Annotated in this window: 23 protein-coding genes; 4 read left to right on the top strand and 19 right to left on the bottom strand. The window is 68.9% G+C overall.

Annotated elements, in window-relative coordinates:
• Window positions 1-2 precede the first annotated feature (2 nt).
• Both NF556_RS20450 and NF556_RS20445 read right to left on the bottom strand, forming a co-directional pair.
• On the bottom strand, window positions 3-1,028 hold the full coding sequence (locus tag NF556_RS20450; RefSeq protein WP_252593069.1) for a 6-phosphofructokinase: 1,026 nt from the start codon (window positions 1,026-1,028) through the stop codon (window positions 3-5).
• A 288-nt stretch (window positions 1,029-1,316) separates the two neighbouring features.
• A complete protein-coding gene (locus tag NF556_RS20445; RefSeq protein WP_252593067.1) occupies window positions 1,317-2,060 on the bottom strand; it encodes a class I SAM-dependent methyltransferase in 744 nt (247 codons plus the stop codon).
• A 170-nt stretch (window positions 2,061-2,230) separates the two neighbouring features.
• Here NF556_RS20445 and NF556_RS20440 point away from each other — a divergent pair, with 170 nt between their 5' ends.
• Complete coding sequence (locus tag NF556_RS20440) at window positions 2,231-2,734, top strand: glutathione peroxidase (RefSeq protein ID WP_252593066.1); 504 nt, start codon at window positions 2,231-2,233, stop codon at window positions 2,732-2,734.
• Window positions 2,735-2,741: 7 nt separating this feature from the next.
• Complete coding sequence (locus tag NF556_RS20435; protein ID WP_252593064.1) at window positions 2,742-3,551, top strand: MOSC domain-containing protein; 810 nt, start codon at window positions 2,742-2,744, stop codon at window positions 3,549-3,551.
• A 5-nt stretch (window positions 3,552-3,556) separates the two neighbouring features.
• Here the strand turns inward: NF556_RS20435 and NF556_RS20430 are convergent, their stop codons facing one another.
• The 9 genes from NF556_RS20430 to NF556_RS20390 form a co-directional block, all read right to left on the bottom strand.
• On the bottom strand, window positions 3,557-4,597 hold the full coding sequence (locus NF556_RS20430) for an NAD-dependent epimerase/dehydratase family protein (protein ID WP_252593062.1): 1,041 nt from the start codon (window positions 4,595-4,597) through the stop codon (window positions 3,557-3,559).
• A 23-nt stretch (window positions 4,598-4,620) separates the two neighbouring features.
• Window positions 4,621-5,436: a crotonase/enoyl-CoA hydratase family protein gene (locus NF556_RS20425; protein ID WP_252593060.1), complete on the bottom strand. Its 816-nt coding sequence runs from the start codon at window positions 5,434-5,436 to the stop codon at window positions 4,621-4,623.
• Between the two features lie 144 nt (window positions 5,437-5,580).
• On the bottom strand, window positions 5,581-5,970 hold the full coding sequence (locus tag NF556_RS20420) for a phosphotransferase family protein (protein ID WP_252593058.1): 390 nt from the start codon (window positions 5,968-5,970) through the stop codon (window positions 5,581-5,583).
• Window positions 5,967-6,443 carry a hypothetical protein gene (locus NF556_RS20415; RefSeq protein ID WP_252593056.1) on the bottom strand — a complete coding sequence of 159 codons (477 nt, stop codon included), beginning with the start codon at window positions 6,441-6,443 and terminating at the stop codon, window positions 5,967-5,969. The genes NF556_RS20420 and NF556_RS20415 overlap by 4 nt, the downstream gene beginning before the upstream one ends.
• A 102-nt stretch (window positions 6,444-6,545) precedes the next feature.
• Complete coding sequence (locus NF556_RS20410; protein WP_252593054.1) at window positions 6,546-7,661, bottom strand: hypothetical protein; 1,116 nt, start codon at window positions 7,659-7,661, stop codon at window positions 6,546-6,548.
• Between the two features lie 90 nt (window positions 7,662-7,751).
• Window positions 7,752-9,548, bottom strand: coding sequence for a hypothetical protein (locus NF556_RS20405; protein ID WP_252593052.1), 1,797 nt, complete (start codon window positions 9,546-9,548; stop codon window positions 7,752-7,754).
• A gap of 56 nt (window positions 9,549-9,604) precedes the next feature.
• Window positions 9,605-10,219, bottom strand: a complete 615-nt coding sequence (locus tag NF556_RS20400; RefSeq protein ID WP_252593050.1) for a hypothetical protein — start codon at window positions 10,217-10,219, stop codon at window positions 9,605-9,607.
• A 270-nt stretch (window positions 10,220-10,489) separates the two neighbouring features.
• Window positions 10,490-11,233 carry a DNA alkylation repair protein gene (locus NF556_RS20395; protein ID WP_252593048.1) on the bottom strand — a complete coding sequence of 248 codons (744 nt, stop codon included), beginning with the start codon at window positions 11,231-11,233 and terminating at the stop codon, window positions 10,490-10,492.
• On the bottom strand, window positions 11,230-13,647 hold the full coding sequence (locus tag NF556_RS20390; RefSeq protein ID WP_252593046.1) for an ATP-binding cassette domain-containing protein: 2,418 nt from the start codon (window positions 13,645-13,647) through the stop codon (window positions 11,230-11,232). Before NF556_RS20390 ends, NF556_RS20395 begins: the two co-directional genes overlap by 4 nt.
• 163 nt (window positions 13,648-13,810) lie before the next feature.
• On the opposite strand from NF556_RS20390, the gene NF556_RS20385 reads away from it, so the two are divergent.
• Complete coding sequence (locus NF556_RS20385; RefSeq protein WP_252593044.1) at window positions 13,811-14,623, top strand: alpha/beta fold hydrolase; 813 nt, start codon at window positions 13,811-13,813, stop codon at window positions 14,621-14,623.
• A 47-nt stretch (window positions 14,624-14,670) separates the two neighbouring features.
• Here the strand turns inward: NF556_RS20385 and NF556_RS20380 are convergent, their stop codons facing one another.
• The 8 genes from NF556_RS20380 to NF556_RS20345 form a co-directional block, all read right to left on the bottom strand.
• Window positions 14,671-15,174 carry a DedA family protein gene (locus NF556_RS20380; protein ID WP_252593042.1) on the bottom strand — a complete coding sequence of 168 codons (504 nt, stop codon included), beginning with the start codon at window positions 15,172-15,174 and terminating at the stop codon, window positions 14,671-14,673.
• A 1-nt stretch (window position 15,175) separates the two neighbouring features.
• Window positions 15,176-16,342, bottom strand: a complete 1,167-nt coding sequence (locus NF556_RS20375; RefSeq protein ID WP_252593041.1) for a MauE/DoxX family redox-associated membrane protein — start codon at window positions 16,340-16,342, stop codon at window positions 15,176-15,178.
• Window positions 16,343-16,351: 9 nt separating this feature from the next.
• Window positions 16,352-17,446, bottom strand: a complete 1,095-nt coding sequence (locus NF556_RS20370; RefSeq protein ID WP_252593039.1) for a LacI family DNA-binding transcriptional regulator — start codon at window positions 17,444-17,446, stop codon at window positions 16,352-16,354.
• A 39-nt stretch (window positions 17,447-17,485) separates the two neighbouring features.
• Complete coding sequence (locus NF556_RS20365; protein ID WP_252593037.1) at window positions 17,486-18,979, bottom strand: amidase; 1,494 nt, start codon at window positions 18,977-18,979, stop codon at window positions 17,486-17,488.
• The gene (locus NF556_RS20360) at window positions 18,976-19,152 is read right to left on the bottom strand and encodes a hypothetical protein (protein ID WP_252593035.1); all 177 of its coding nucleotides are present in this window, start codon (window positions 19,150-19,152) and stop codon (window positions 18,976-18,978) included. The genes NF556_RS20365 and NF556_RS20360 overlap by 4 nt, the downstream gene beginning before the upstream one ends.
• Before the next feature lie 10 nt (window positions 19,153-19,162).
• Window positions 19,163-20,722: a sodium:solute symporter family protein gene (locus NF556_RS20355; protein WP_252593033.1), complete on the bottom strand. Its 1,560-nt coding sequence runs from the start codon at window positions 20,720-20,722 to the stop codon at window positions 19,163-19,165.
• A gap of 153 nt (window positions 20,723-20,875) precedes the next feature.
• Entirely contained in the window at window positions 20,876-22,093 is a 1,218-nt protein-coding gene (locus NF556_RS20350; RefSeq protein ID WP_252593032.1) for a M20 metallopeptidase family protein, read from the bottom strand.
• Window positions 22,094-22,183: 90 nt separating this feature from the next.
• The gene (locus tag NF556_RS20345) at window positions 22,184-23,308 is read right to left on the bottom strand and encodes a C40 family peptidase (protein WP_252593030.1); all 1,125 of its coding nucleotides are present in this window, start codon (window positions 23,306-23,308) and stop codon (window positions 22,184-22,186) included.
• 285 nt (window positions 23,309-23,593) lie between these two features.
• Here NF556_RS20345 and NF556_RS20340 point away from each other — a divergent pair, with 285 nt between their 5' ends.
• Window positions 23,594-24,637 (top strand): lactonase family protein, encoded by a 1,044-nt coding sequence (locus NF556_RS20340; RefSeq protein ID WP_252593029.1) that lies wholly within the window; start codon window positions 23,594-23,596, stop codon window positions 24,635-24,637.
• Window positions 24,638-24,720: the final 83 nt, after the last annotated feature.

Raw genomic sequence — 24,720 nt, 5'->3', positions numbered from 1 at the left:
TCTCAGCCGAACAGGATCGCGGCCTCGTCCCACCGCTCCCGCGGCACGGACTTGAGCTCGCTGGTCGCCTCGGCGAGCTTGACCGAGACGATGTCAGTGCCCTTGAGCGCGACCATGGTGCCCCACTCCTTGCGGTGCACGGCGTCGATCGCGGCGGTTCCGAACCGGGTGGCCAGGACCCTGTCATAGGACGTGGGGACACCTCCGCGCTGCAGGTGACCGAGCGTCATGCTGCGGGTCTCGATGCCGGTCAGCTCCTCGATGAGAGGGGTGAGCTGCTCGGCGATGCCGCCGAAGCGAGGACGGCCCATGTGGTCCACGCCGTGCTTGGCCGACACGTTCTCGCCGGCCAGTCGGAAGCCCTCGGCGGCCACGACGACCGGTGCGCGGCCGCGGTTGACGGTGGCCTGCACCCAGGTGGCGACCTGGTCGATGCCGACCGGCACCTCCGGGATGAGGATCGCGTGCGCGCCCGAGGCGATGCCGGCGTTGAGCGCGATCCAGCCGGCGTCGCGCCCCATCACCTCCACGACCATGCAGCGGTGGTGGGACTCGGCGGTGGTGCGCAGGCGGTCGATGGACTCGGTGGCGATGGCGACGGCCGTCTCGAAGCCGAAGGTGACGTCGGTCGCGGACAGGTCGTTGTCGATGGTCTTGGGCACGCCGATGACGGGCACGCCCTCCTCGTGCAGCATCCGCGCGACGGTCAGGGTCCCCTCGCCGCCGATGGCGACGAAGGCGTCCATCTCGTGCTGCTCCATCACCTCCTTGACCCGGTCGGCGCCGCCGCTCCCCTCGCCGTAGGGCCCCATCCGCGAGGTGCCCAGAATCGTGCCGCCCTGCTTGGACAGGCCACGGACCTGCTTGCGGGGGAGGGTGAAGATGTCGTCCTCCACCAGTCCGCGATAGCCGTCGCGGATGCCGACGAAGGAGTGCTCATAGACCTTGTCGCCCTTGAGCACGATGCCGCGGATCACCGCGTTGAGGCCCGGGCAGTCGCCCCCGCTGGTCAGGATGCCGATTTTCACGAGGATCAGTCTGTCGGGTCGAGGCGGCGCGATCCAACCGGGGTGCCGTGGAGGGGGTGGTTGCTGACGACATGGCCGCCACGGCTGGTTGCTGGAGACCCGTGCGGAGCGTGAAATGCCCTGGCTCAACGACGGTCCGAGGCGGAGACGGGTGGATGAGTCACCACGCGACTCATCCACCCGTCCCCGAGGGGCCGAGGTCGTGCGCGCGCTGACGCCGTGAGTCCCGCGATCGACCAGTGGTCCACGCACTGACACAACGCCAGCGACCCCTGCGGGTCACCTGGCTCAGCGCGTCAGCGTGAAGGTGAACTGTTCCTCATCGCCGGTGACCGGGCTGCCGTGCAAGTCGGTCAGGTCCGCGACCTGCAGGCCGGCCTCGCGTGCCAGGCCTGCGAAGGACTCCTGGGTGTGCCAGTGGATGACCCAGTCCCGATCGGTGAGTTCCTCACCCTCTGCGGTGTGCCGGCCATAGCGCACCGCGGTCGTCCGGGTCCGCCGCTGCGCGTCGTAGTCCTCGCTGAGGGCCACGAAGGTGAGGCGGCTGCCGTCGTCCGCGGTGGCCTCCCGGACGGCACCAAATTCCTCCGGACCGGCCGGTGCCGGGACCCACAGGGGCACCAGCACGCTGCCGTCGTCGGCGAGATGCTCGCGCACCCGCCGCAGTGCCAGCAACGCCAGGTCGTCGTTGGGCAGCAGATTCAGCGTCGGCCCGGCCAGAAAGATCGAGCGATACGAGCGACTGAGGTCCAGCTCCTCGAAGCGCTGCTGGTGTGTCACTACCTCGAGGCCGGCAGCCTCGGCCCGGGCAGCGCAGCGCGCCAGCAGATCAGCGGAGGCATCGACCCCCTCGACGTCGAACCCTCGGCGACGCAACTCCAGGAGAGGGTCGCCGTCGCCGCAGCCCAACTCCAGGGCTGGCTCACCGGACGCGGCAATGAAGTCTGCATAACGTTCGGCCGGGAAATCCTCGGACTTCAGCAGGGCGTAGCTCTCGGCCACGATGCCGGTGTAGAAATCTGCAGCGTCCATCATCATCACGGTAGTCATACGCCGCCTCAGGGGAAACCCGATTTCGTCACCCACCGCCTCGACCCCGAGCGCACCTTCGCCAACGACTATCTGGACCGGGTCCTGGGGGAGTAGCCATGGCATACGGCCTCCGTCGCGGTCCCAGCCACACCGCGACGTATCGTGATCGGGTGAGCCTCTATGACATTCCCCTGACCTCCCTGGACGGGCAACCGACCACCCTCGGCGAGCACGCCGGCCGCGCACTCCTGCTGGTCAACGTCGCGTCCAAGTGCGGCATGACCCCGCAGTACGGCGGCCTGGAGCAACTGCAGGAGCAGTATGCCGAGCGTGGGCTGACCGTCATCGGGTTCCCCTGCAACCAGTTTGGCGGGCAGGAGCCGGGCACCAACGAGGAGATCGCCCAGTTCTGCGCGGCGACCTATGGCGTCACCTTCCCGATGATGGACAAGGTCGAGGTCAACGGGGAGGGGCGCCACCCGCTCTTCGACGAGCTGACCCAGGTCGAGGACGCCTCCGGCGAGGCCGGTGACGTCGGCTGGAACTTCGAGAAGTGGGTCGTCAGCGCTGACGGCGAGCCCACGGCCCGCTTCCGCTCCCGGACCGAGCCGACCTCCGACGAGGTCGTCGCCGCCATCGAGGCGGCCCTGCCCAGCACGTCCGCGACCGCCTGACCTGATCATGCGCGTCACTGACCTGCGCATCTATCCGGTCAAGTCGCTCGCAGGCGACTCCGTGGACACGGCCGAGGTCGAGCCGTGGGGCCTCGCGGGTGACCGACGCTGGGGGTTGGTCGACGAGGCCGGTGAAAAGGTGACGGCCCGCGAGGAGCACGCCCTGCTCGGGCTGCGCGCCGAGGTCATCGACGAGGACACGATCCGCCTCCACGCCCGCGACGGTGACAGCATCCCGGTGGAAACGCCGTTGGGGCTCGGCCCGGTGCCGGTCAGCCACGCCCGGCAGGGCTTCGCCAACCCAGCCGACGAGGACGTCAACTGGTGGATCCAGGAGCGGGTGGGGCGTCCCCTGCGCCTGGTGTGGCAGGAGGACCCGAGCGTGCGCCGCGTCTCCGGAGCCCACGGCGGTCAGGACGGGGACGTGCTCTCGCTGGCTGATGCCGGGCCCCTGCTGATGACCACGGAGCGTTCCCTGGAGCAGTTGCGCGAGTGGATCGGCGAGCCCTGGGCGCAGGAGGATCCGGGCAAGAGCATGACCCGGTTCCGGCCCAATGTGGTGATCGACGGCGGCGAACCGTTTGCTGAGGACGACTGGGCGACCGTGCGCATCGGCGGCGTCGAGTTCCGCACCGCCGAGACCTGCGACCGCTGCGTGATGACGCAGATCGACCCCGACACGCTCACCACCGGCAAGGAACCGATCGCAACGCTGTCCAGGCACCGCAAGTGGGACGGCAAGACCTGGTTTGGCACCCGCCTGGTCCCCCTGGGGTCCGGCGCCCTGCACGTGGGCGACGAGGTCACGCCGGGCTGACCATCTCAGGCAGGGTCGTTCAGCGAGGAGATGACGTCTTGCTCCTCGTGCCAGGTCAGCCCGGACTTCCGGGCGCCTGATCCGTTCGCCAGCCACTGCAGCGTCGCCTCGGCCGTGTCGGCGAGTGGTCGCGGAGCCAGCCCCGCTGCCAGGGTGGAGCTGACATCCCGATCCCGCATGCCGGCATACTCCGGGTCTGGGAGCCACAGCGGCAGCGAGCGGGCACCCGCCCAGGGGCGCACATCCAGGGCCAGCAGTGACTCCGGGTCGGCCCAGACGAGCCGCAGCGGAGGAGTCTCCTCCCGGCCCGGGTGGCGCACCCGAGACACCCCCTCGGTCGTCTCGGCGAGGAACTCGTGGAAGGGCACCGACGGCGGCACCGCGTCGAAGGTCCCTGTCATCTCCTGCTCGGCGGCCGTCACCAACCACTCGGCAAGATCACGCACATCGATGACCTGCGTTGGGGCGTCATCCGGCTCCGGGACCAGCACCTTGCCGCCGCGCGAGAGCCGCTCGGGCCAGTAGGTGTAACGCCCACTCGGATCACCCGGCCCACCGATCAGACCGGGCCTGGCGATAAGGCAGTGACCGTCCGTCTCGCGCTGGACGGCCTGCTCGCAGGCGATCTTGTTGCGGCCGTATGCCGTGGGGTCGGTGCTGTCGTCCAGGTCACCGTCGGCAGGGTCATGGGTGGGGGTGTTCTCCGGCGTGCCGCCGGGGGCGGAGACATCGGAGTAGACGCTGATGGTCGAGACGAAGACCCAGTGCTTGACCCTGCCCTTGAGCGCGGTCAGGGCGGTGTCCACCCACGACGGGGTACGCGCAACGTCGATGACCGCGTCCCAGTCATGAGAGGCGAGTCCGGTCCAGGTGCCTGCCTGTGGGTCGGTCTCCTCCGACCGGTCGGCCACGATGTGGTGGGCGCCCTTGGGCGGAGCGCCGCTGTCGCCGCGGGAGAGACACACGACCTTGTGCCCGCGGGCGAGGGCCACCTCTGCGACGGTTTTGGAGAGGAAGACGCTGCCACCAAAGATGAGGAGCTTCACCCCTCCATCCTCGCTCAGGGAGGCTAGTGGCGCGCGCGGTTTAGGAACTCGGCGTGTTCGCGACCGAAGGCGGCCTTGCGGGCCCTGGCGGTGTTCGGGGTCAGCAGCAGGCGCAGCTGCTCGCGGCGCTCCCGCCCGAAGGTCGTCCGGGCCGAGGCGTTCCAGCTGCCCTCGAAGAGTCGTTTGGCGGCGGCGAGTGCGTCGGGAGAGCGCGTCAGCAGGCTGGCGGCCAGCTCGTCAGCAGCCGCTGCCGGGTCTGCCGTCACGATGGCCAGGCCCAGCCGGTCTGCCTCGGTGCCGTCGATGATTTCGGCGGTCATCGTGAGTCGTTTGGCCTGGGCCATGCCGATCTGGTCGGCCAGGGTGCGGATGCCCGACATGTCCGGGATGAGGCCCCACTTGCCCTCCAGCACGGACCAGCGGGCGTCCGGGGTGGTGAAGCGGAAGTCGGCGCCGAGGGCGATCTGCAGGCCGCCGCCCAGGCAGTTGCCGTGCACGGCTGCGATCACCGGGACGGGCAGTCGGCGAAAGCCATAGCCGGCTTCCTGGAAGGTGTTCGTTCCCCGCCACGGTCGCGGCAGAAAAGCTCTGGTCAGGCCGGGGCGGTCTGCGAGAGTGCTGGCGAAATCCAGTCCGGCACAAAATGATTCACCCTCGCCTTGGAGGATGACGGCGCGGACGTCTCGGTCCGCTCGCAACTCGTGCGCCGTGCGTGCGAGCGCGTCCAGCATGTCCAGGGTGAGGGCGTTGAGCTTGTCCGGACGGTTCAGGCTGACGCGGGCGACGGGCCCATCGATCCGACAGGTGATGTGTGCGGCAGGGGCGGTGCGCTCGGTCATGGTCCTCATCCTGAGTCATGCGGCTAGCGGCACCAAGCGCAGTCAAGACTCCCCGCCGGTTAGCGGGCAGCCGTCTCGGGGTCAGCCGTCTCGGGGTCAGTTGTCTAGGGGGGTGGTCGTCTCGAGGGTCGGTCGTCCCAAGGGTCAGTGGCCCCGAGGGTCAGCGAGGGCTGCCGCGATCATCTCGTGGCCCTGGGCCTCGAAGGCTTCGTCGCCCACCTGGTGCGCCCACACGGCCGTGCCGATGGCTTCGCGGATCCGCACGCGGTGCCAGGCCGCAGGCTCTCGGGGGTCCGTCCCATAACCGCGGAAGAAGGCCGACTCCAGGCTCGGGTCGCGCGCGAAGTTCTGGGCGGCCAGTCGCGCGAGGTCAGTCATCGCGGGGCGCAGTCCGGCACGGCCCAGGTCGATGATCGAGACCTGCCCCTCGTGGATCAGCCAGTTCCGTGGTTGCCAGTCGCCGTGGGTGGGGACCAGCGTGGTTGGCGGGGTCGGCCACGATGCGATCTCAGCGCGCAGGGCGGCCTCGGTCACCGGGGTGATGCGTGGGAGCCGTCCAGCCACTTGATCGACCGGGCGTTCTGGCGGGCCTCGTCATCGGGGTCGCGGACTGACAGTTGCGCATGGAACTGGCTGAGCAGTTCGCCTGCCTGCTGGTATGTCCTGGGGTTGTCCGCGTGCTTCGTGCCGAGGACCAGTTCACCGGGCAGGTACTTCGTGACCAGCAGGCGCGCGCCGGCATTCTTGTGGACCGCCACCGGTGTGCGGCCGATGCTGGTCCATGGGGTGAGCCATTGGTCGTGCGCGATGATCTCGCGTTCCATGTGGTGGTCGTTCCCGGAGCCTGCCTTGATGATGAAGGGCTCTCCGGACCAAGTCACCTCGAGCACCGCCCGGGCAGCGAGCTCCCAGGAGTGGTCGCGCACCGTGACGGCCCCGGGGAGCCAGCTCTCGAGGAGTTCAGCCTGCCGGGCCGAGAGCCGTGGATCGCGGGTGAGGAGAGGCACCTCGCCACGCTAACAAGCACGGCGTGTGGCGCGTCGTGCTTTTAGCGCAGGGCCACTACTCCTTGTGAGCGCAGCGTCACTACTCCTTGTGAGCGCAGCGCGCTACTTCTGTTCGTGCCCTTGGTCTTGCAGGCCCGAGAGGTGCTCTCTGGCTGTTTCGAGGTCGGTGGCGGCTTGCTTGGCCGCGCTGACGGCCGCCGTGAGCTTCTCGAGCGCCTCGTCATCGTCGGCCTGGGCGCGCTCCAACTGGTCCTTGAGCTTCTGGATGCGTTGCCGGGTGGCTTCGGTGCGGTTTCGCGCGGCATCGACCGCGGAGCGACGGCGGCCAATCTCCCGCTCTGCAGTGGCCAGGGCCTCTTCCGCCTGTGCCAGTCGCTGCTCGTGTTCCGCGGCCGCAGCGGCCTCGGCCAGGGCTGCTGCCCCTTCCTCGGCTCCGTCGTCAGCGGTCTCCTCCTCGCCGGCTCCGTTGTCGGCGGTCTCCTCCTCGCCGGCTCCGTTGTCGGCGGTCTCCTCCTCGCCGGTTCCGTTATCGGCGGATTCCTCCTCGTGGGTCCCGTCGTCGTCGATCTCGTCAGCTGCCTCGGCGGCGGTGTCGTCCGGCCCGGCTGCTTGACCCGCGGCCCGGCCTCCGCGGATCGAGGTCAGCACCACACCGGTGCTGGTCGTCGCCGCAGCCTCTGAGAGATCGACCTCACCGAACCCGGAGTAACTCAGCGCACGGGTCAGTGTCCCCGACGTGAGGACCGTCTCCGCTGCCTCATCTGCGAGCGCGGCGATGCCGGTGTTGCGCACCTCTGACTCGACAGCACTGCTGAGTTTCTGTCCTGACTCGATTGAGGCCTCAGCGGCCGCAGCCACCAGGTCGGCCAGGACCGTGTCTCGCTCTCCTCTCAGCGCCGCGATCGCCGGGGCATCCAGCTGCGCGGTCGCCCGCCGGAGGCGTGCGCCAAGATCGGCCAGCCTCTTAATCACTGTGGCGCCGTTGTGCACCAGTTGGTTGAGCGCCCATGCTGCGACGCTCGGCTTGCGCAGGGTCCCGATCTCCTTGGCAGCGTCCTTCTGCCCGTCCGCCTTGGCGGTCTTCACCATGTTCGTTCGGAGGGGGATGAAGTCGCTGAGAGCACCGGCATACAACTGTGCGGCGGCCTCGCGGACCAGGTCGTGGGACTGCTGGTCGTTATCACCGCCCGCTCCGGGCTTGTCGTCGGTCGGCGTCACGTCACTCACTGTGCCAGAGCGGGACCGGTCAGGCAGTCCGTCCGTGCAGCCGGATTGCGGGCCGACCTGCTGCGCGCCGTGCTCGAGGTCTTAGAAGGGTGGCGGGGAGTCCGGGTCTTGGGGCCAGGCGGTGGGTGAGTCGTCCACCTGCTCGTCGTCCCCGGTGGCCTGGTCGTCCTCGGTGTCCTGCTGGTCGTGGGTGACTCGGTCGTCGGTGTCGTGGTGGCGTTGTGTCTCGGCGCGCATGGCGTCGGGGGCGGGGTGGTAGGTCCGGCGCCCACTCTCAGGAGTGTGAGTCAACGTCACGGAGTGCCAGCCGGTGAACAGTTCGCTGAAGTCGTCGTCATCCTCGGCTTCGAGTTTGGCTCCGGCGGGACGGTAGGACAACGCCTGGTAGACGGCGGCGTCGACTGCAGCGGCAGGGTCGGTGCCTGTGGCGATGGCTTCGTCGACTTGCGTGGTGGCTGCGGTGAGCAGCTTGGTGTATTGGCGGTAGTCGTGGGCTTTGGTGGTGTAGATCCGCCCGAGCAGGGTGGTCCAGGTGACGTCCCTGTTGGCGTGGATGACCGCGTCCCAGAGTTTCTTGGTCTTCAGATCATGATCGGGGGTGTCGAGGGGTTGTCCGTTGGCGATGCAGGTGTGTCCGCCGGGGGTGCCGTGTTCCTGGACGTGATCAATCTGCGCGATCGACGCTGGTTTGAGACAGCCGGGCATGCGGCAGAAAACGTCTGCGGCGATGATGTGAGCGCGCATCCCCGCGTCGAACGGGTAGGCCTTGATGGAGCGTTCCACCAGGACCCCGGTGGCGGGGTCGGTCAGGAGCCGGTACATCGTCGACCCAGGTGTGAGCGCGAGGGTGCGGACCTCATCCGGGGTCAGGAACACACTGTGCTTGCCGATCACTTCGCCGACACCGACCTCACCATCCGGCTCACCGGGAGTTGGTGGCTGGGTTGGTGGGCAGTCTTGTCCTGTGGAGGCGGGGTCGGGGCAGTCTTGTCCCCTCGGACCGTCCCCTGGTGCTTGCTCAGCTGGTCCAGCGGCGGTTTCTCTGGTGTCAGGGGCGGCGCCGCAGGTGCATTCACAGGTGCAGGAGTTGACGCCGCCGGTGCCCGAGGGTCGGGTGCCTGACTGGCCAGGGGTAGCACCAGCGGCGGCGAAGGCTGCGGGGATGGGGTTCCCTTCGGCATCGACACTCGTGTCGGGGCTAGACCCTGTGGGGGTCAGGCCGTCGGGGGTGGTGCCGATGAGGGTGTTGAGCGGGACGATGACGTTGAGCTGCGCAGCTGGCAGGCCATACAGGAGTTTGGTGAGTTGTTCGGACTGCTCGACCGTGATCAGTGCTGGGTCGTCGGGGAGCCCGGCCAGGTCCGCCGTGCCGTGTAACAACAACGCGATGCTGGTGGCGGTGCGTAGCTGGGTCAGGGTGCGTGTGTCGCCGGCTTTGCGGGCGGCGCGGGCTGCTTTGTCGATCCGGTCAGCGATGGCGGCGCCTTGGGTGGCGGTGCACCCGATCATCACCTGTGCGGTGCCGTTGTCCTCGATCATCACCCTGGTGTCGTTGGCCGCGAGAGAGTCTTCCCGGGTCTTCTTCGTCGACTCGGGGTCACGGCCCTTGATCTTGTGCACTTCACGGTCCAGGGCCCGGTAGAACTCGCGGTGGTGCCAGGGCCCGCCGGCGAACTCACCGGCAGAGTCGAGCCGCTCAGACACGGACGCGGCCGGGTCGTCGCCGAACAGGCCGTTGGCGACCGCAGCAGCATCTTCCGTGGTCAACGTGGAGCAGGCCCGTTGGAAACGGCGCACCAACCGCCAGGTGGACTCCCCGGTGACCAGGGAGTGGGTGACGGGGGCGGTGACCGCGGTGGGCAGGTTCGCGAACGCCACGAGGTCAGAGACCTCCCCAGGTCCCCAACCGGTCGCGGCGCCGAGTTCTTTGCGGGTCACGCGCTTGGCCCAGGCACGCCACTTTCGCGCTGTGTGGCGGTGAGGTCGTCGGGGGTGGTGCCACCCTTGTCAAGGAGAAGCACCTGACCATGGACGGCCGTCAGCTCCCTTGTGGCGGTGAGCAGGACCGTGTCCAGGTGGCCAGCGGTCGCCGTGAGAGTTTCGATGCTGCCCAACAGTGCCTGACCCCGGGCGATGACGGAGGGCTGCTCATCAACAGTGGCCACCGTCGCGCACGCTTCGGCGAGGTCGGTGAGGGACTCGACCATCGGTGCGTCCAGACCCAACTCGGTCAAGACCGAGCCCAGCCGCGTGACAGTGTCAGATGCTCGTTCCTGGCCGCTCGAATCCTGGCCGGTGGGCTCCTCGGAAGTGGGCTTGGCCGGCGGTGCGATCAGGTCGGCAAAGGAGGTCACCCACAACTCAGCAGGGACTCCGGCAGCGTCCGTGAACTCCGGAGAGTCCGTGAACTCCACAGACTCCGTAGCGTCCGCGAGCTCGGGGGCGGTCGAAGGGTCCTTGCGTCCTGCAGGACGCGACGAACGGGCCCGCACCACAGGAGGACGGCGCAGGCTCTCCCAGATCCGCCCCTGCACAACCTTGGTGTCCATCACGCCCCCTTCCGCTCCATCGCGAACCTTGAACAACTACATCAAGATTAGCACAACTGTTCGATTTCCGCAAGGGTTAACCAGGCCCTGTGGAGATACGGCCTGCTCGTCGAGCTGTCGGCGACGGTTGCCCTTCTGGCCTTACCCCTCGGTGGCCTTCCCGTCAGAACTCAGCCTGCCAGCGAGCACCGACAGTGCCAGCCGCCACCGACAACGATGAGCGACGAACCGGGAAGATGGCCATCGACGGGCACACTCCACACCAGGCCATCAGCCCAGGTGCTTCAGCGCCTCACGCCGACTCAACGCGCTCAGCTCGCGGTCGGCCACATAGTCCCGAACCCACTGTGGATCCGTCTTGGCGAACTCACGCAGCGCCCACCCGATCGCCTTGCGGATGAAGAACTCGGATCCGAACGCGCTCCCCGGCAGGTTCGCGTCCAGAGCCTGCGCCAGCAGACGGGTGTCCGTCTCCGCCTTGGCCGGCAACTGCGACAGGATCGCGACGCGGCGCACCCACAGGTCATCGTCCGTTGCCCACTCGCGCACGACCGGCGTCGCCCCAGCTCGATCAGCGAGCAGCACGGGAGCCACGTGATGACTCGAGATGTCGTCCACGAAGTCCCACCAGGCACCGGTCTGCGCCAGATCGCGATGCAGCGGGAGCGTGTTGACATCGCGGAACGCCGCATAGCGCCGGTGTCCGGCCACTGCCAGTGCGGCATGGCGCTCCTCGCGGAACGCCGCACCATCCCAGAGCGCTCGAACGGTCGCCTCCCAGGTGGTCCGATGGCCAAGGTCGTATGCCGCATGGCTGAGGATCGGTCGCAGAGTCGCCTTGAGAACGGGGCTGGTGAGACCGCGAAACGGCATCGACGACTTCATGTAGCGCTGCTGTCCCACGGCGCGCTCGGGATCGCCGGCCGCGGCGAGTGCCGCACGAATCTCGGCGATCAGCGCCGGACCCGGCGGTGCGGGTGCCCCTGTGGTCGGACCCGACGGGGCAGAGCTCACCCCACATACTCCTTCAGGTGCTCGCCGGTCAGGGTCGACGCATCCTTCACCAGCTCAGCAGGGGTGCCCTCGAAGACGACCTTGCCACCGTCGTGGCCGGCACCGGGGCCGAGGTCGATGATCCAGTCGGCGTGCGCCATCACGGCCTGGTGGTGCTCGATGACGATGACGGACTTGCCGCCGTCGACCAGCCGGTCGAGCAGGCCCAGGAGGTTCTCGACGTCAGCGAGGTGCAGGCCTGTCGTGGGCTCGTCGAGGATGTAGACCTCACCCTTGTCACCCATCTGCGAGGCCAGCTTGAGCCGCTGCCGTTCGCCGCCGGAGAGCGTCGTCAGCGGCTGCCCGAGCGTGACATAACCCAGGCCGACATCCTCCAGTCTGGCCAGGATCTTGTGAGCGGCCGGGATCCGAGCCTCGCCTCCGGCGAAGAAGTCCTCCGCCTCGGCAACCGACATCGAGAGCACCTCGCTGATGTCGCGACCGCCGAGGCTGTATTCCAGCACCGACGCCTGGAACCGACGACCCTCGCACTCATCACACGTGGAGGCGACCCCGGCCATCATCGCCAGATCCATATAGACAACACCCGCGCCCTTGCAAGTCGGGCAGGCACCCTCGGAGTTGGGGCTGAACAGCGCCGGTTTCACGCCGTTGGCCTTGGCGAACGCCTTGCGGATCGGTTCGAGCAGGCCGGTGTAGGTCGCCGGGTTGCTCCGGCGTGACCCCTTGATCGAGGTCTGGTCGATGACGACGACGCCGTCCTGGCGCGCGAGCGACCCGTGGATCAGCGAGCTCTTGCCGCTGCCCGCCACACCGGTGATCACCGCGAGCACACCCGTCGGCACGTCGACGTCGACATCCTGCAGGTTGTGCGTGTTGGCACCCCGGATCTCCAGGGCGCCCTTTGCCGACCGCACGGCATCCTTCAGGTGGGCACGGTCGTCCAGGTGCCGGCCGGTGAGCGTGTCGCTGGCGCGCAGGCCCTCGACGGAGCCCTCATAGACGACCTCGCCACCTGCGGTGCCGGCTCCGGGACCGAGGTCAATGGCGTGGTCGCCGATCGCGATCGTCTCCGGCTTGTGCTCGACGACCAGGACGGTGTTGCCCTTGTCGCGCAGCTGCAGCAGCAGGTTGTTCATCCGTTGGATGTCGTGCGGGTGCAGGCCGATCGAGGGCTCGTCAAAGACATAGGTGATGTCGGTCAGGGCCGAGCCGAGGTGGCGGATCATCTTGGTGCGCTGGGCCTCGCCTCCAGACAGGGTGCCGGAGGGGCGATCGAGGGAGAGATAGCCCAGCCCGATCTCGACGAAGGAGTCCAGCGTCTCCTGCAGACCCTCCAGGAGGGGCGCGACGGACGGCTCGTCCAGCTCGCGGATCCACTCGGCCAGGTCGCTGATCTGCATCTGGCAGCAGTCGGCGATGCTCTTGCCCCTGATCTTGGAGGAGCGCGCGCCCTCGTTGAGCCGGGTGCCGTCGCACTCCGGGCAGGTCGTGAAGGTGACCGCTCGATCCACGAAGGCGCGGATGTGCGGCTGCATCGCCTCGCGGTCCTTGGAGAGCATGGACTTCTGGATGCGCGGGATCACGCCCTCATAGGTGATGTTGATCCCGTCCACCTTGATCTTGGTCGGCTCCTTGAACAGCAGGTCGGACCGTTCCTTCTTGGTGTATTTCCTGATCGGCTTGTCTGGGTCGAAGAATCCGCTGCCCATGAAGACCCGGCCATACCACCCGTCCATGCTGTAGCCCGGGATCGTCAAGGCACCCTCGCGCAGCGACTTGTCCTCGTCATAGATCACCGAGTAGTCGAAGTCAGTGACGTCGCCGGTCCCCTCGCACCGGTTGCACATCCCGCCGGTGACGCTGAACTCCCGCCGCTCTTTGACCTTCTCGCCACCCTTGTCCAGGGTCACCGCGCCTGCACCGGACATCGATGCGACGTTGAACGAGAAGGCTTTCGACGTGCCCAGGTGGGGCTGCCCGAGCCGGCTGAACAGGATCCGCAGCATCGCGTTGACGTCGGTGGCGGTGCCGACCGTCGAGCGGATGTTGGCGCCCATGCGCTCCTGGTCGACGATGATCGCGGTGGTCAGCCCCTCCAGCACATCCACGTCGGGACGACCGAGGGCCGGCATGAAGCCCTGCACGAACGCGCTGTAGGTCTCGTTGATCAGGCGCTGCGACTCCGCGGCGATCGTGCCGAAGACCAGTGAGCTCTTGCCCGACCCGGACACCCCCGTGAGCACCGTGAGTCGGCGTTTGGGGATCTCGACGCTGATGTCTTTCAGGTTGTTCTCCCGGGCGCCCTGCACCCGGATGATGTCGTGGGCGTCGCTCTCGCGTGCGGCCCGGGTGTTGGTGGAGCTGCGGCTGGTGGAGCTGCGGCTGGAGGAACTGGGGGTGGCGTCCGGCATAGTCCCCGATCTTGCCACCACCCTCCGACAGCCACGACCAGATTGTCCGGCACAGGATCCGGTATGCCGTGTGCCTGGCTCGGTGGACACGCGCCACCCTGATACCTGGCTGGGGTGGCCTCTTTTGTCGCCTTCCCCAGGACCCTGCCCCTACGATCGGTTGATGCTCGTCGAGGAGTTCCACTGGCACGGCAAGGTGGTCCGCTGGGGGCGGTCTGGCTCGGGACTGCCCGTCGTCTTCTGTCACGGCACGCCGTGGTCGTCGCGGGTCTGGCAGGCCGTCGCCGCGTCCCTCGTCCCGGAGTTCACGGTCTATCTGTGGGACATGCCGGGCTATGGGCAGTCCTCCAAGCACCCGGACCACCGGGTCTCCCTGGACGTGCAGGGTGAACTGTTCGCGGACCTGATGGAGCACTGGGACCTCGACGCGCCCCACGTCGTGACCCACGACATCGGGGGTGCCGTGGCGCTGCGGGCACACCTGCTGCACGACGCACCGTTCCGCTCCCTGCTGCTGGCTGACGTCGTGGCGCTCGCGCCGTGGGGGTCGCCGTTCTTCACGCTGGTCCGCGAGCACGCCGACGTCTTCGGCGCGCTGCCGCAGCAGATCCACCTCGGGGCGCTGCGCGCCTACCTCGCTGGGGCCACCCACCGGGGCCTCACCGACGAGCAGGAGTCCTGGCTGACCGAGCCCTGGGCCGACGAGGTGGGGCAGGCGGCGTTCTATCGGCAGATCGCCCAGGCAGATCAAACGCACACCGACGAGATCGAGACGCTCTATCCGAGGCTCGACCTGCCAGTGCTGATTGCCTGGGGGACCGAGGACGTCTGGATCCCGGTCGACCGCGCGCACCGGTTGCAGGCGCTGATCCCCGGTGCGGACCTGCGCCTCGTCCCGGAGGCCGGTCATCTGCTCCAGCTCGACCAGCCGGAGGCGGTGACCGGTTTGGTGCACCAGTGGCTCAGTGGTGCCTGAAGTCAGTGGTGCCTGAAGTCAGTGGTGCCTGAAGGTTGGGGGCGTGGCTACGGCAGGGCCCGGTCGCGCTTCCTGCGGTGCGACAGCACGATCGTGGTCCCGACGACCAGCAGGATCGCGGCGAGGCCGACCAGCGCGAGCGGGGACCCTGCGACAGCGGCCAGCGCGGCCTCCCACACGGCGAAGCCGATCGTGGCATAGATCAGGCCCCAGGCCAGGGCCCCCGGGATCTGCACGAGCGTGAAGACCACCCACCGGATCCGCAGCATCCCGGCCGCGGCGAGGACGAGGGTCTGGAACCCCACGGTCAGATAGCACAGCGGGATCATCACCAGACCCCAGCGGTGGATCGCGTCGCGGCCACGCTGTGGCCCCTCGCCCTGCAGCCAGTCGTGCACGCTGGCCCGCCAGCCCTCGACCGGGTGGGTGCGCTTGAGGGCTTGCTCGGTCACCACCCGGGCCAACCAGTAGGTGCCCTGACCGCGCGCCATAGCGATCAGGAAGAGCCCACTGAGGGCGATCCAGAAGGGACCGTCGAGCAACCAGCCCATGTCAGCGCGCCCCCATCTGATCAGTGGAGGCCCGGCCACTAGAGGATTGGTCTGCGTTGGCCTGGTCTGGGTCAGAGCGCAGGTCGTCGACCAGACTCACGATCGCGGTGTAACCCTGTGCCGGTGCGGATTCCACGCGACCATCGGCGCCCAGCAGCACGGCCCACGGCCGAGCGGGGTCGTCGAAAGCCCGGGCCACTGCACCCTCGGTGTCCTGCGCGAAGAACGGCTCCCACGCGGGCTGCGACTCCCGCATCGCCGCGAAGCTGATCGCATGTGCCACAACGAGTCCCGTGTCGGGCATCTCGTGTGACCAGTCCTTCAGGTGAGCGCTGATCGTCCGACAGGGGCCGCAACCAGGGCTGAGCAGGAGCAGCAACGCCCGCCGCTCAGCGACCAGGTCGCGCAGTGACACCGACACCGCTTCTGTCGCAGCACTATCCACCGCAGCACTATCCACTGCAACACTCTCTGGCACAGCGCTTTTCGCGACCGACACGGGGACGTCCGGGATCGCCATCCGCAGCGCGGGGGCCGCTGCGGGTGCGCGCTCCAGTGAGGAGCCCCGCGCCCTGTCGGCCCTGTCGCCCGGACGCACCACCAGATAGGTCACGACCGCCGTCACGACCAGCGCGACGATCCACCACCAGGCGTTGTCACCCCCGACACTGCCGGCATCGACACTGCTGGCATCGATTCTGCCGCCGCGGGCACTGCTGCCGCTCAGTGCGCCGAACCGGGCGAGCGCGGACTCACCCAGGGCCGCATCAACCAAGACGACCCCGCCGAGGGCAACCAGCACCGCATTGCGGGCCACGGTCCAGCCGTCCACCACACCGGTCCCGACCGAGCCGAAGCAGTGACAGGTGATGTCGGCGCCGGAGGCGACCGCGCGGCATACGAGGGCCAGATAGGCCAGGAACAGGACGAGGGTGGCGGCGGCGGTGACCACCGAGAAGGGGTGGGGGAGGACCAGGAGCAGGACCGCCAGTGCCAGCTCGAGCCAGGGGTGGGCGCGCACCCAGCCGGGCCCGCGCAGAGCCGCCGAGACGCCCAGCGAGGCGGCAGCCTCCGCTGCCCCCTCGGGATGGCGCACCTTGCCGACGCCGCTGGTCGCCAGGACCGCCGCGAGGACGAGCCAGGCGGTCAGGACCGCGGGGATGGGCACCGACCCAGGTTACGTCCCGCGAGCGGGGCGGACAGAATCCTCGGCGCCGGGAACGGCCGTGTGACCTGCACTGCTGCCGTCAGCGGGATCTCGCGTCGAGGACTCCCGGACCCGCAGCTCGGGTGCCACCAGTTCGGAGACGGGTGCGTCGCCGCGCAGCGCCCCCAGCAGGGATCGGGCGGCGCGGGCACCCAGGATGTCCAGGGGCACCGCCACCGAGCTCATCGGCACGGGCAGCTCGCGGGCCACCGGTAGGTCGTTGTAGCCGACCACCGCGATGTCGCGACCCGGGGTCAGACCCGCCCGATGCACCGCCGAGAGCACCCCGAGTGCCAGGTGGTCATCGACGGCGAAGACCGCGGTCAGCGGCTCCGGTGCAGCCAGCAGCCGCTCCGCGATCGTCCGGCCCTCCGCGGCGCTCAGCCCGCCGTGCTCGACGGGCACCCGCTCGACGTCGAGGCCCAGGCGCTCCAGCTCGGTCAGGAAACCTCGACTGCGGCCGGTCGTCGAGCTCGCATAGGGGAAACCGGCGAGCAGAGCGATGTGCTCGTGCCCGGCCTCGATCAGGTGGCGGGCCACCAGGGCACCACCTGCTTCGTCGTCCACGACAACGCCCCCCGGCGGCTCGGAGAAGCGATAGGCCGGCAGCACCGGCACCCCGTGATCGGTGGGCGGTGGCTCGCCGAGGTGCGCGTCGGTGTAGATGATCCCGTCGACGCCGTGCTCGACCAGCTCACGAATGAAACCCTCCCGCTGCTCGGGGTTGTCCGCCGTGTTGGCCACCACGACCGAATAGCCGGAGCCCTGGGCCTCAGCGAGCATCCCCTCATAGAAGGTGGACAGCACGGTGTCGCTGATCCGCGGGACGAGCAGACCCAGCACCTGGCTGTGACCGGTGCGCAGCGCCCGTCCCTGCCGGTTGGGTCGATAACCCAGGCGCTGCGCAGCCGCCAGCACGCGATCCCGCTTCTCTCGGCTGACGGCGGCGACGATGTCATCGCGGGGGCTCAGCGCGCGTGAGGCGGTGGCCGTGTGGACGCCCGCCTCGGCCGCGACGTCGGCGAGCTTCACCCGTCGGCGTCCACCCCTGTCCTCGCTGACCATCGGCTCATTCTGTCATCGGCGCAGCCGGCGACGGGCCAATCAGGCCAGGATCTGCTCGACGTATGCCGAGAGCGCCAGCAGGTCCTGGTCCTCCCCTGTGCGACCGACCAGTTGGAGCCCCACCGGGTCGGTGGTCCCCTCCCGCAGGGGGAGCGTGATGGCGGGGTGGCCGGAGAAGTTGAACGGCATCGTCAGGCGGGTCAGGGAGAACTGCACCGTGGCCTGCCCGCCGTCGACCTCGACGTGGGTGACCTCAGGTGGTGTCGCGGTGATGGCCGTCGTGGGGGACAGCAGGGCGTGGCACTGCCCGAGGGCGGCGCTGACCTGGTCGCGGAACCGTTCTGCCAGGGTGACGGAGGCGGCATACTGCTCGTCCGTCCTGGCCAGCCCGGCCTCCAGCCGCAGCCGCACGTCGTCGGGCAGGTCGGCGCCTCGCTCGCGCAGGGTGACCAGATTGCTCTGCACCGCCTCCGTGCCGAGCAGGGCGATCTGGGCACCGGGGATGTGCTCCGCGAGCGGCATCTCGACCGGGACCAGCTCAACACCGGCGCCGGCCAGGCGTTCGCAGGCCCGGTCGACGGCCGCACGGACGGGTTGGCCCAGCCCCTGGGCGAAATAGCCGCCGAGCACGCCGATGCGGACCGGGCCCTCCGGTTCCTCGGGCAGGTGCCAGTCACCCCAGCCGGCCAGGACGCTCATGGCGAGCGCCACGGCGTCGACGGTGCGGGCCAGGGGGCCGATGTGATCGAGGGTCGGAGCCAGCGGGTGGCAGCCCTCGAGGCTGACCAGGCCGCGGGTGGGTTTGAGGCCGACGACCCCGCAGAGGGCGGCGGGGATCCGGATGGACCCCGAGGTGTCGGTCCCCAGGGTCAGGGCTGCCGTGCCCTCGGCGACGGCAGCCGCTGAGCCGCTGCTCGAGCCGCCCGGGATCGCCCCGGGCACAGCGGGATTGGTGGGTCTGCCCCAGTCGCTGCTGATGCCGGTGGCGCCGTAGGCCAGGGCATGCAGGTTGGTGGTGCCGCGGATGGTGGCTCCCGCGGCGCGCAGGGCGTGAACAGCCACCGCGTCCCGGCGCGGCAGGCCGGTCCGGTGTGCGTGGGTGCCCGCGGTCAGCGGAGCAGCCTCGACCGCCATCAGGTCCTTGATGCCCACCTCCCAGCCCACCAGCGGGCCGTCGCCGGGCACCGTGCGCGGGTTGTTGGAGACGGTGATCCAGCTCGGTCCGTGACGTCGGCCGGTCTCCAGCTCGGGCGGCTGCGGAGTTGGTCGTCGCCCGTGCCACCGGGGTGCGGTGGTGCCAGCATCGGCAGAGCCAGCGTCGTCAGAGCCAGCGTCAGCGTCAGCGTCAGCGGGTGCTGCGGAGTCGAAGCTGCGCAGGGTCTCCAGCGTTGCCTCGTCGACCGCGAGCCGCTGGGTGAGCTCCTCCTCGCTCGAGTGGAGGGTCAGACCGAGCTCCTCAGCCCGTGCCCGCACCTCGGTCAGTGACCGGCTGGCCAGGGGCTGGCTGGGCAGCGTCGTGCGTGTTGGGCTCATGCGCCGAGGTCTGTTCGGTCGGCGGCCTGGGCCTCGGCGCCCTGGTCTGCGACGTGCCCGGTGTGATCGTCACCGGGGTTGCGCCAATACCAGAGCCACAGCGTGAACACGATCAGGACGAGCGAGAAGATCGTGCCATAGAGCCAGATGGTCAGCATCGGGTTGATCCACATGGTGTCCTCCTCAGGCGTTCGTGGGGCCGGGTGTGGCGCCGGGGGTTATCGCTGGTGATGTTGTGCCAGCTGATGGTGTGTGGGTGGGGTCGGCACTGGCGTTGTCCTGGTCGTTGCGGAAGATGTAGCCCGCGACCAGCATGATCGCCAACCCGATCAGGACGGCCCAGGCACCAGCGGCCATCGTGCTCTCCTCGAAGCCGATCAGGTGGATCACCAGGTAGGAGACCAGTCCACCGATCGAGGATGCGATCGCGGCCTTGGTCCGGGCCAGTTTGGGAGCCCAGAGCGCCACCAGGATCGGGCCGATGGTGGCCGAGGCCACGCCGGAGATGCCGATCCAGATGAAGGAGCCGATGAACTCTGGTGGGTTGATGACCAGGGCGCCGGCTGCGACGCCGGTCAGCACCGTGACCCAGCGCGAGATCGACAGGGTGCGCTGGTCGACCTGCTCCCTCGTCAGGCCCTTGCCCAGGAAGCCCTTGGCGACCAGGAACTTGCGATAGATGTCGTTGGCCACCGAGGTGGAGATGACCACGAAGATGCCGTCACTGGTCGACATGGCCGCGGCCATCACTGTCACGCCGAGCAGGGCGACCAGGACCACGGGGAAGGCGACCTGGGCATAGGCAAAGATCGCCTCGTCAGCGATCTCGAGGCCGGGTGCCACGACGACGGCATAGAAGCCGCCGAAGACCACCGAGAGGAAGGCGATCGCGCAGAGCACGTAGGTGACGATCATCTTGGCCATGTCCTTGGGCTCGCGCAGCGCCAGCACCTTGTTGAACAGTTGGGGCTGGGAGGAGAAGGCGAACTGGATGATGAACGCCCCGACGATCGCGGGAATCGAATAGAAGATGCCCGAGTCGGGGTTGACGATGGCGACCATCTCCGGACCCTGAGACTCCAGGGTTGTGGTGACCTCGCGCATGATCCCGCTGAAGCCCTTGTCGAAGACCCAGAAGCCACTGACCAGCACGAGCAGCCCGGTGATGATCATCAGCACGGCCTGCGCTGCGTCGGTGTAGATGTCCGCGAAGGACCCACCGCCGACGGTGTAGAGCGTGACGATGGACGCGATCAGGACGAGTCCGACCAGATAGGGCAGATCGAGCAGCTGCTCGAAGATCAGTGCGCCGGCGCTGAGCTGGGCGCCGATGTAGAACAGGTTGAACAGCGTGGCGAGGGCCACGAAGGTGCGCACCACGTTGCTGCCATAGCGGTCGCCGAGCCAGTCCGGCAGCGACAGGGAGTTCTGGTGGCTGTTGGTGGCGCGCACCCGCTTGGCCACCACGATGAGCCCGAGCGGCGAGGCCAGGATCAGGGTGAGCACGATCCACAGCGAGGACAGGCCCCAGCCGTAGGCCCAGCCGGTGTAGCCAACGAAGGTCGCCGCGCTGAAGAAGGTGGCGGCGAAGGCCAGTCCGAGGACGACCGGCCCCATGTCAGCGCCGGCGATCGCGAAGTCGGCGACGGTCTTGGTGCGCTTGAAGCCCAACCACCCCAACCAGGCCATCAAGGCCAGGAAGAGGACCAGGCCGATGGTCATCCAGATCTGCAGCTCAGACATGACTCTCCTTGTGTGCAAACGATTGCAGCCCGCAACATAGCAGCGTCGTTCTGACGTGCACAAGGGTGGAAACCGAGTCTTTACCTCGGCTTGGGGCGGACGGGCGTCATCGCTGCGACCGCCCAGCGCGACGGGTCGCTGTCAGCGCGTGCGTTACCCCTGGGCGGTCCGGCGAAGAGCCACCTCGGCATACCAGGCGGCTGCGTCGGGCACGACGACGTCGTCGAACTCGGCCCGGGGTGAGTGGTTCGTCGGAGCGTTCACGTAGTCCTCGGCCGGGCACGCGCTGACGAAGAAGTAGGCACCCGGCACCTTGTTGAGGACGAAGGACATGTCCTCCGAGCCCATCTCCGGAGCCGGCCGGTCGGCATACTGCTCCGGGCCGAACAGGTCCTGCGCGGCGGTGCGGGCCAGCTCATATTCCGCCGGGTCGTTGATCGTGGCGGGATAAGCCTCCGTCGTCCACATGCGCGCCGCCTGTCCGTGTGCGGCCGCGACGTGGGTGGCGATGCGCTCGATGTTGGCCAGCGCCAGCTCGCGGGTCTCCGCCGAGAAGGTGCGCAAGGTCGCCGACAGGTTGGCCGTGTCGCCGATGATGTTGTCCTTGGTGCCGCCCTCGATCCGGCCGACGGTGAGCACCACGGTGTCGAACGGGTCGAAACTGCGGGTCACCATCGTGTGCATCGCCAGCACGATCTCGCACAGCACCGGCACGGGGTCGAGCGAGAACTGCGGCTGCGATCCGTGCCCGCCCATGCCGGTCACCTCGATGTGGACCGTGTCGGCCGCCGCCATGATCGGGCCGGGGCACGAATACCACTGGCGCAGCGGGAACTCCGAGGACGAGACGTGCATCGCGTAGGCCGCCTCGACGGGCCGGCCCGCGGCGTCAAGCAAACCCTCGGCCAGCATCGGCTCGGCCCCGCCGGGGCCCTCCTCAGCCGGCTGGAACATCAGCACCACATCTCCGGCGAGGTCATCGCGCATCTGGTCCAGGATGCGGGCGGCACCGATCAGGGCAGCCGTATGCAGATCGTGACCGCAGGCGTGCATCTGCCCCTCGTGCGTGGAGCGATAGGGCAGGTGCTCCAACTCCTCGGTCACCGGGAGGGCGTCCATGTCACCGCGCAGGAGCACGACCGGGCGGTTGTCCTCCCGGCCCTGTGGTGCCGGTCCGCGGCCGCGCACGACCGCCACGACCGACGACAGGTCGGTGCCCGTGGTGATCTCCAGGTCGAGGTCGGCCAGTTCGTCGAGCACCCTGCGCTGGGTCAGCGGCAGGTGCAGGCCGATCTCGGGGATCTGGTGCAGCTCTCGCCGCAGGGCCACCAGCTCGGGGCGGAGTTGCTCGGCGATCTCTCGGGTGCGCATGCGCCCATCCTGTCCCACCCCGCCACAACGCAACAGCACCGGCCGGGGCGGTGTGCCCCGACCGGTGCCGTCGGTGATGTCAGGTGCGGCTCAGAGCACGCGGCCGAAGCCGGAGACTCCCGAGAACATCGGGCGCTTCTGCACGGGCAGACCGGGCTTGCCGGAGTCATAGATGTACCCGTCACCGGCGTAGATCGCCACGTGGTAGGCCGGGGAGCCCCAGAAGACCAGGTCGCCGGGCTGCGGGTTGCTCACCGAGGTGGCCACGGAGCGCTGGCCGCCGGTCGTGCGGGGCAGATCGATGCCGAGCTGACCGAAGACATACTGCGTGTAGCCCGAGCAGTCGAAGCCGGTGCTGGGGCTGGCGCCGCCTCCGCGATACATGATGCCGAAGTACTTGCGGCCCTCCTCCAGCACATCGGAGCCGCTGACCTCGCCGCCACCGCCACCGCCGCCGCCGTTCTCGGTCAGGACGCTGCTGGAGACGAAGCTGGACGAGCCGGTCTGCAGCCAGCCGTTGCTCGTCATGGTGCCGGAGAGCTCGGTGCCCTGGCCGTGGCTGCCGACGATGGAGTGGTCGGTGCCGGGGCCGGAGCGGACGTTGACGTTGGTGCGGGCATAACGAGTGACTTCCTCGCCGCCGCCACCCCCGCCGCCGCCTTCCACCAGGACGGAGCCAGCGATGTAGCGGCCGCTGCCGAGGTTGAGCCAGCCGTTGCTGGTCCAGCTTCCCGACACCTCGGTGCCCTGGCTATAGCTGCCGACGATGGAGTGGTTGGTGCTGGCGCCGGAGCGGACGTTGACCGCGGTGCGGGTGTACATCGTCGCCGTCTCGCCGGATCCGGCGTCGATCAGGACGGAGCCGGAGACATAGGTGCCATCGCCAAGGTTGAGCCAGCCGTTGTCGGTCCAGCTGCCGGAGAGTTCGGTGCCCTCGGCGAAGCTGCCGACGATGGAGTGGTTGGTGCTGGCGCCGGAGCGGACGTTGACCGCGGTCCGGGTGACCTGCGAGACCGACTGCACGGTGTCCGCCGGGTCCGCCGGCACGGTGATCGGCGAGGCCGGAGCAGTCACGGCGGGGGCGGCCATGCTGGGTGCGGCACCGACCAGGGGCAGGGCCAGAGCGAGGGCAAGCGCTGAGGCGCTGACGGCCCGAGGGCCGGCCTTCCGATCGATGTGGGCATGACGGGGCTGGGCAGAGCGGGGCTGACGCATAGGGGTCCAAGCTGTTGTGGGGCGGGGGCAAACCCAACTGCAGGGTGGGGCAATCCCACTGCGGGGGTCTTCCCAGTGAACCGAAGGAGTCGCCCGGGACGCAACCATCGGCGCGACACGACAGACCCCGCCCTGCAGGGAGTGTTGCACCGGATCGCCGTGAGGTTGCTCACAGAATCCGTGTGATTCCGCTGGTCAGTGCGCCGAACCGGCGGGCAACGTGACCGAATCGTGACTTTCGGGTGAAATCCGCGCATTGTCGGCCTGTTCTGCAAGGGTGTCGCCATGACCAGAGTGCTTGTCGGAGGCTATGCCGGGCTGGGCGTCGGAGAGTTCGCCGGTCGCCTGACCGGCCTGACGGCCGCCGTGCCCGCGGGGGTGGTGGAGCGCCCTTCGTATGCCGTGGTGTCCCGTGACCGACGCTGGGCCTATGCGGCCTCGGAGATCACGGAGGGCAAGGTCGTGGCGCTCCCGCACCGGGGCGAGGGCGCGGTCTCGCGGGTGCGCAGTGGAGGCGCGGACCCGTGCCACCTGGCGCTGTCCCCGGGCGGTGACCTGCTGGCCGTCTCCAACTACAGCAGCGGCACGGTCGGGTTGCTGTCTGTCGACGGGGGCTCGCTGACGCTGGTTGACACGGTTCACCTGACCGGGCACGGGCCGCACCCGCGCCAGCGTGGCCCGCACGCGCACCAGGCCACCTGGCTCTCCGACACCGAGCTGGTGGTCTGCGACCTCGGGTCGGACAATCTGGTCGGGCTGACGTTGCGTGGTGCTGATGCAGGAGCCGGTGCTGGTGCTGGCGTGCCGCGGTTGACGCACCGCTGGACCGTGGCGTTGCCGGCCGGGACCGGGCCGAGACATCTCGTTGTCTCACGCGAGAAGGACCGGTTGTGGGTCGTTGGCGAGCTGGACAACACGGTGCACCTGCTCAGCCGCGACCTTGAGCGAGCCTCGACCGCGCGCTCCGGTGGCTGGGCGATCGAGCAGACCCTGCCGCTGGTGGCCCCGGGCACTGCAGCATCCGGCGGGGAATCGTTGACCGCGGGGATCGTGCTGGGTCCGGGTGGTGACCATCTCTATGTCACGGTGCGCGGGGCAGACCAGTTGGTGCACTTCGCGGTGGACCGGGCGGGCCTGCTGCGCGAGGTGGGCCGCCATGCCACGGCGGCCTGGCCGAGATTCGTCGGATGGCTGCCCGGCAACCGCGCGCTCGTCGTGGCGGCGGAGCGCGCGGACCAGTTGCAGTGCTTCCCGGTGGGCGCCGACGGTGCCCCCGGCCCCGTGGAGTGGGTCGCCGACTGGCCCGAGCCCACCTCCCTGACCCGTTGACCACAAGCAACGACCGAGCGCGTGAGGGCCGGGAGATTCAGGCGACCGAGCGCATGAGGGCCTGGTCGTTTGGCCAACCGAGC

This window comes from Ornithinimicrobium faecis (genome assembly GCF_023923225.1).
Classification (GTDB): Bacteria; Actinomycetota; Actinomycetes; order Actinomycetales; family Dermatophilaceae; genus Ornithinicoccus; species Ornithinicoccus faecis.
This window is presented reverse-complemented; position numbering and strand designations above follow the sequence as displayed.